Source organism: Leptospira alstonii serovar Sichuan str. 79601 (assembly GCF_000347175.1).
Lineage (GTDB): Bacteria > Spirochaetota > Leptospiria > Leptospirales > Leptospiraceae > Leptospira > Leptospira alstonii.
Genome location: NZ_ANIK01000047.1, coordinates 57,574 through 64,737 on the forward strand (window position 1 = coordinate 57,574; position 7,164 = coordinate 64,737).

General features: G+C 43.8%; 5 protein-coding genes. All 5 read right to left on the minus strand.

The genetic code is table 11. From position 1 onward, the window contains the following. Positions 1 to 207: 207 nt before the first annotated feature. Positions 208 to 1,785: a cytidylyltransferase domain-containing protein gene (locus LEP1GSC194_RS10815; RefSeq protein ID WP_020773584.1), complete on the minus strand. Its 1,578-nt coding sequence runs from the start codon at positions 1,783 to 1,785 to the stop codon at positions 208 to 210. Next, a complete protein-coding gene (locus LEP1GSC194_RS10820; protein ID WP_020773630.1) occupies positions 1,760 to 3,295 on the minus strand; it encodes a spiro-SPASM protein in 1,536 nt (511 codons plus the stop codon). The genes LEP1GSC194_RS10815 and LEP1GSC194_RS10820 overlap by 26 nt, the downstream gene beginning before the upstream one ends. A gap of 49 nt (positions 3,296 to 3,344) precedes the next feature. Next, on the minus strand, positions 3,345 to 4,379 hold the full coding sequence (locus tag LEP1GSC194_RS10825) for a putative peptidyl-prolyl cis-trans isomerase (RefSeq protein ID WP_017810074.1): 1,035 nt from the start codon (positions 4,377 to 4,379) through the stop codon (positions 3,345 to 3,347). Positions 4,380 to 4,519: 140 nt separating this feature from the next. Then, complete coding sequence (locus LEP1GSC194_RS10830) at positions 4,520 to 6,595, minus strand: methyl-accepting chemotaxis protein (protein WP_020773621.1); 2,076 nt, start codon at positions 6,593 to 6,595, stop codon at positions 4,520 to 4,522. 222 nt (positions 6,596 to 6,817) lie between these two features. Beyond that, positions 6,818 to 7,164 (minus strand): methyl-accepting chemotaxis protein (locus LEP1GSC194_RS10835; RefSeq protein ID WP_020773615.1); only part of this gene is annotated, 347 nt, incomplete at its 5' end.

Here is a 7,164-nt window from a genome sequence, read left to right on the forward strand (position 1 = left end):
GATCTGCAATTTCCAGTTTAAAAATGTGGGAACTCCCATTCTAATGGATAGATTTCAGGGATCAGATTTCAGTAAATTTACAGAAGAGGAAAATTAACCTTTGGTAAAGTCCTAAAATCCTGACATCTGATTCCTAATCACTGACATCTAAAACCCTGACATCTGCCCCCTATCCACTGAGCCCTAATACGAATTCCCGCGTTTTAGTTAGTCCAGAATTCGTTCGATTTCCCGAAGCAGTCGAGAATAACCCTCTCCGCTAACAGGCCGGGCGCTGAATTTCAGATCCACTTCGCGGCTGAGGATTTTGGAATTCAATTCTCCCGCAAAAGGAATTCCGTATTTATTTTCACAGAGTAAGGAAAGGGAAGAATGAACCGGACCGATCGAATAACTACAGACCTTTTTATTCAAGAAAATCGCCTCGAACAAGGACTGGCCGAAGTAGCCGACAAAACCGGAAGAATTTATCAAAAGATTTTGAAATTCAAACTTGGAAACCCGGGAAACGAACTCGATCCGGTTCGATACGGGAGGAGCGCCTCCCACACGAACGACCCTGGAAAATTTTTCCCGAAGATTCAAGGACTCAAGGAACGAATCCAATTCCTTTGAAAAACGAGAATCGATGTTCCCCGCATAACAAAGTAAATGCGAACCATCCGACTTGCGATCGACGTTCAAAAGTGCGGGAGGAATTAGGATTTGATCCAAGGAAAAACGATCCGAATTTTCCGGATGGGGGAGAAGGTCGTAGTGTTCGTATTTTTTTCTGTCCGGACCGAAATGATCCAAAAGTAGAATTCTTGTTTTTGAATATTCCGGAATTAAAATGTCTCTTGAGTCTACGACGATCAGATCCGCCTCGCCGTCGACGGAAAATTCCTCGAGCCAGATCGTTTCGTAATCGTTCGCGGACAATAACGCGAATAGAATTCTGGATCGTTCGAAATGGCCGCTTCCGAATTCTTTCGGATTTCCGATTAGAAATCCGATTCGAGCCTCTTTCGTATCATCCGCGGATAAGGTCCTAAAACGGATTTGTTCCACGTTTTGATTTCCCGCAAAGACGTTCGGATCTCTTTCAAAAAGTTTCACACATTCTTTGGCGCCGAAAAAACGTTTTTCATCGTTCAGAATATTAAAGATTTTAGAAGTAGTTTGAAAATCGGAGAGCTCGTCGATCGTAAGTCTGAGTTTCGGTAAAATTTCCTTTTCTTTTTCCGTAAGTAAGGAGGAAAGTTTGACAATTCGAAATCGATGCGGGTTCTCTTTGATGGCGAGACTTACGTGTTCTTTATGTCTTTCTTCAAGAACTTTAGGACTCCATTCAAGAGCTTCCCTCGTAAAAATTTCTCCGCCCATTCCTAAAGGGAGCCCCGTCACGTAGGAAAGATCCGATTCCGTAAATTGAAACGTCTGTAAAAGTTGATCCAAGTGAAGAGTGTCGTAAAACGGATTGTCGCCCGTGAGACGTAGGATCGCATCCGCTTTGAAAAATTCCGCAGCGCTTATGTATCTCCGTCTTACGTCGTTAAGATCGCCGCTAAAAAACCGATAGTTTTTCCTTTTCAAAAAAGAACCGAGTTCCTCGTCGCCATCGGGAATTAAATACACGATTTGTTCTTCGGGAAGAACGGTTAAAATCCTGTCTTGGATCCTATCAATGAGCGTTTTTCCGGAACCGGAAGGAAATTCTTTTAAAACCTTTCCGGGAAATCTTGTGGAACCGGTTCGAGCCTGAATGAACGCGTAGATATTACGCGTTGAACGTATACCACTCATCACAACTCAAACAGGGAGCGCCCGTGGTTTCGTGTTTTCCGTTTAACGAATCGGCAAACGAAGGCAGACCTTTTCGCCAAATTTGCATTAGAGTTTCCTTATGAAGGTTGCCGGATTCCTTGTTCGGGATTTGTTTGCAAACGGATACGGTTCCGTTCGAATTCACATAAAGATCCCGATTGAGGTGCCAGCAAAATTCCCTCTGAATCGGAGTGAGATCCGTGACCCTTTTTTCAGGCATAAGCCCCGCATAACGATTGTATTTCTGGAGGACGACTCCGTAACCTTGTTTTTCGGTTTCGTCCACCCAGGTTTCCACCTCGTCCTCGGCTTCCCGGATCTTTAAAAATTGGAGATAAATTCTATCTTTTGGAAAGATTTTTCCGAGTTCTTCGAGGTTGGAAAGAACCCGATCCAGTTCTTTTTTTCCGTAAAGGGTTTTGTATTTTTCCGGATTGAAAGTCGTGAGATTTACGATCCAGGTGATTCTTTCCTTGGATGCGGAATCTAACGTATTCAAAAATTCTAAAATAGAATTCAGATCGGAATAAAGGGCGGTTTCGACGATCAATTCCCGCATCAAAGAGGAGGTCCCGAGCGCGGCGGTAATCAACTCCGTAAACTTCGGATGTAGAAGAGGTTCCCCCAGTCCTCCGAAACAAACGCTGTATTCGTTGGAAAAAGATTCTTCCTGTTGTTTCAGTAGATTCTCCAAAAACTCCGGACTTAAGAAAGTCCCGTCTTGATCGTTCGGCGTAAATTGTCTCGGACAAAAACTACAACTCAGTTCGCATCCCCGATAAACTTCCAGTTCCAGATAAGAAGGTCCGGTTCTAAAAACTTCGGGATGTTCCAGAATCCACGGGAGGATTTCGGAATAGCTCCAGTCTTCTTTGGACTTTAAAAATCCTCCGACTAAGTTTAAGGACCTTTTATTTTTTAAGGAGAAGTCGAGTCGATATTGTCTTAGATCGGGAGCGTGATAAAAAATTTCAACGTCGTAGTGATTGATGTTCTTATTCAGATATTCTTGAGCGCTCGTTTTGATCGTATCCGGAATCCCGTTCGCAAACTCCCTGGATAAAATCGCGGGAACGATTCCCGAAGGCAAATTTTCGCTGTAGGAATATTGAGAAAGATAACGATCGTGCCTTTGATAAATTTCCAGACTTAAGTTCTCGTCCAAACAGGGGAAAAGTCCCGTGAAATAAAAGAAAGAAGCGTCGTCCCAGTCCGGATCTCCGGTTCTGGATTTTGGAAGCCGGGAAGAAACTTCTTTTATAAAGGAAATCTCCGAGGTCTCTTCCAAAATTTGAATATTCAAAAAATCGTATGTGTTTGTTTCGGTCGCAAAAGGCCAGGAGTTGAAAAAAACGAGGGAATCGGGAAGAACTTTGGAAAGTTTTCGGAGGGAAAGTTGCAGTAGATTTTCCCCTTCGTTTGCGGATCCCAGAAGAGATTTCGTTTCCGGACTCAAAAAAACAGCGGAATGGGAAATCGGAAATTTCATGGTTTGAAGTTCATATCGGTCGAAAACTCGGATCGTGTAATACTTAAAATCAGTCCAGATGAAACGTCTCTTCCTTGAGAGGGATTTTATTTTCCTTTCTATAGGTATCGTCGAAAATTTGAATCGGGATTTCGGCCCTGGATTCCTTCAGCCATCTGTAAAACGTATCTTCTTCCTTGTCTCGATAGAGAATGTTCTGGATTCCCCCGCGGAGGTTTTCCATCGGAGTCGGTCTTTTGCCTTCTATCTTTAAGATCGAATATCTTTTTCTTTCGTCTCGAAATACGTCGGAAAGTCCTCCGTTGGGAAGAGGCGCGGCGATCGTAGCCGTGATTTTACTGTATTTATAAAGATCAAAGGACGAAATCCATTCCACCATTCCTCTTCTGGACCTGAGAGTCGGATCGTTTCTGGGCGAACCGGCGATCAATGCGAAAGAGGAAGGATCGGAAAGAACCGATTTTCTGATTTCGGCAACTTCCTTGTAGAGTCTGTTTTCTTCCTGCACGGAATCGTTTTCGGGTGCGATCGAAATGATTCTATATCGAATTTCAAACCCGACCTTGTCCTTGTTTTGATTGTACCAACTTCTGATCTCCTGTTCGTTCGGAGGAGGGACCGCGATCTTTAACTGAAGAAGTTGTCCCTTTTTGATTTGGTACGGAAGTTCCGTAATCCAAAGTTCGAAAGGCATTCCGGAGGAAGCTTCCATCGCCTTCTCGAATTGTTTACGGTTTGTGATTCCCATCACTTCCATTCTTTTTTCGATTTCTGAATCGACTCTTTGTTCGTTGACTTGGATCGATTCTTCTTCGGCGACAACGTCCACAATGGCGCGATCGATGAGAAAGTCTATGATTCTCGTTCTGAGAGATTTACGGAAGTCTTCGTGTTTTAAGTGTTTTTGGAGTCTGTTGTATTTTTCTCCCGCGTCGTCGAGATCGAGTTCAGAGATGGAAATCGTTCCCACGGTCGCGATGACACGGTTGAGAGATTCCGCCGTTTGAATCGGTCTTTGTAAAAACAGAAATACAAACATCCCCGCAAAGAGGAAGTTTTTTGCGTATGTTTGTTTCGAGTTCATTAGCGGCTCCAAGGGCGGTAATACCTTTGATCTGTAAGATCCTAAGCAAGATCCCTCGGTTCAACCGTTTTTCCGAGTCACTAAAACCCGTTTTCTTTGGGTCTCGTCTCGGATTGTGAAAGTTTTAGAACGGATTTTTTTTAGTCGGTCTTAAACTTTCCTATCAACTGGCCCAAGTTCTGTGCTTGTCCGTGCATATTTCCGGAGAAGGAAGTCAGGTCTTCCGCACCCGAGGCGATTTCCTGGGTTCCGTCGGAGATACTCATGATCGTTTTTGTGATTTCGTCGGTGGCTCGTTTTTGTTCGAGAACGGCTTCCTCGATTTGTAAACTGAAGGTCATGAGTTCGTTGGCGCTCTGTGAAATTTCTTTCGTATTTTCTTCCTGAGTTTTTACGGAAGTAAGAACGTTCTTTGCGTAACGATCGAATTCTTCCACTTGTTCTCTGAGTTTTTTAAGAACGTTAAACGCTTCCGCGACTTTTGTATTTCCGTTTAATACGGCGGTGTTCGTGGAATTGACAAGCGAGCCGATCTCTTGCACGCTCGTGGATGTTTGGGAAGCGAGTTTTCCGATTTCTTCGGCTACGACCGCAAATCCTTTTCCCGCTTCGCCCGCTCTTGCGGCTTCGATGGCTGCGTTGAGCGCGAGTAAGTTCGTCCTTTCGGAAATTTCGGTGATGATGGATAGGATTTGTGTGATTCGAGAAGCGCTGTCTCCGATCGCGGCCATGGCGCTGATGGAAGCAACCATAGCGCTTTCTCCTGTGACTCCCTGTTCTTTGGACTCGGCGGCCAAACGTACTAAATCCTGCATCTCCCGGTTGATATTTACGATTTGTTCCTTGAGTCGCACGACGTTCCCGTCGATTTCCTTCATACTGGAAACCGCTTGTTCCATGGACTTACCCACGTTTTGAGCGGAGGCGGCGAGTTCTTCAACGGCTGCGGAGGACTCTTCCGCAGCGGAGGCTTGTGTTTGTGCTACGTCGGAAAAATGCCGGGAAGAGTCCGCCATTTTCTGGGACGTGTCTTTGAGAGTGGTTGCGGATCCTCGGATCTCTCTCAAAACTTTGAGAAGGTCTTCCCGCATCTGATTCATGGAACCGAGGAGGGTTCCGATCTCGTCCTTTTTATCGTGAGAACTTTGTACGATTAAATTTCCTTTCGCGATTTCTTCGGAAAATCCGATGGCCTTGAGAAGCCCGACCGTAATCAATTTTTGGAATATAAAGTTGAGACAAATCAAAACGGACAGTAGGATAAGAATCGCCGTTAAAGCCCTTGTGGAGATCGTATTCAGCATTTCTTCTCTGTAGATCGAATCGGGAATACTTACCTGCATCACCCAATAACGTTTATCCTTACCGACATGGAACGGAAAATAATAGTGGGTGTGTTCTTCCGAGTTATATGTGAAGTTCTTTCCTTCTTGGCTTTTCTTTAAAAAAAGATCCAATTCTTCCGGATCGGGAATTTTATTTCCGATCAAGGAAGGATCTTTTCCGTTAACCGTATAAAGTCCGCTTGGAGAAAGCAGGGTCATGTATCCTTGATTGCGAAACGGTTTTACTTCTCCGAATTTCTTTTGCAACTCTTCCGCTTTTAAATCGATCCCGCAGGCCCCTCTAAAAAAACCGTCCTTGCTGATCGGAGCAACGATGGAAATCATCATCGTATTTACGTTTTCGGATTTGTAGCGATACGGTTCCGAAACGTAATAAATATTATTCTTTCTGGGAACTTGATAGAAGTCGCCGGTTCCGTCCTTGTTCTCGTAACCTGTGCTCGGTTTGATAAGCGCTTTTCCTTTTTCACCGGATTGAAATACGTAAGGAACAAATCTTCCGGTGGAATCGTGCGCGAACGTGTTTCGATATTGTGCGTCTTTGCCGTCGTAGAGATTAGGCTCGTAGACGAGCCAAAGAGCGAAAAAGCCCGGGTTTCTTTCAATGACTTCTTTGATGGAAACGATGATTGAGTCTCTCGGCGGGGAAGTAAAAATCAGGGGAGAACGAAATCCTCTCGCATAAAACATCGCCGAATCCAGGAGATCTTTCACTTCCAAGGACCAACGTTCGGAAGTGATCGTCGAATTATTTTCCACTTCCGATTTCAGATTTTCATAGGAGATAATCGAATTGATAGCGGCGAGGATGCTGAATCCGATAAACAGAACTACGGATAAATAAAGAGAAATGCGAAATCGAATACTCATTCTTTTCCAACCTTTTTTGCTTCCAAAATCGAGAAAAAGTTATTCTATCGAAAAAAATAAATTCATCAATTCAAATATTCATCTTTAAAATTCGAACCGGATAAGAATTATAAATCACAATATAATTTATAAGTATCCGTCCTTCTTCGTTTTATAAAGAGTCGTCGTTTTGATACGGCTGGAAGTATATATCTTTTCGGCTTAATAAACATAAATCTTGATTCAATTCGTTTTAAATTTGCCTATCAATTGACCCAAGTTCCTCGCTTGTCCGTGTATATTTCCGGAGAAGGAAGTCAGATCGTCCGCACCCGAGGCGATTTCCTGAGTTCCGTCGGAGATACTCACGATCGTTTTTGTGATTTCGTCGGTGGCTCGTTTTTGTTCGAGAACGGCTTCCTCGATTTGTAAACTGAAGGTCATGAGTTCGTTGGCGCTCTGTGAAATTTCTTTCGTATTTTCTTCCTGAGTTTTTACGGAGGTAAGAACGTTCTTTGCGTAACGATCGAATTCTTCCACTTGTTCTCTGAGTTTTTTAAGAACGTTAAACGCTTCCGCGACTTTTGTAT

What these genes read in the sequence shown, in the direction of transcription:
- LEP1GSC194_RS10815 (WP_020773584.1), bottom strand. Translation starts at nt 1,785, where the DNA reads ATGAGTGGTATACGTTCAACGCGTAATATCTACGCGTTCATTCAGGCT.
- LEP1GSC194_RS10820 (WP_020773630.1), bottom strand. Translation starts at nt 3,295, where the DNA reads ATGAAATTTCCGATTTCCCATTCCGCTGTTTTTTTGAGTCCGGAAACG.
- LEP1GSC194_RS10825 (WP_017810074.1), bottom strand. Translation starts at nt 4,379, where the DNA reads ATGAACTCGAAACAAACATACGCAAAAAACTTCCTCTTTGCGGGGATG.
- LEP1GSC194_RS10830 (WP_020773621.1), bottom strand. Translation starts at nt 6,595, where the DNA reads ATGAGTATTCGATTTCGCATTTCTCTTTATTTATCCGTAGTTCTGTTT.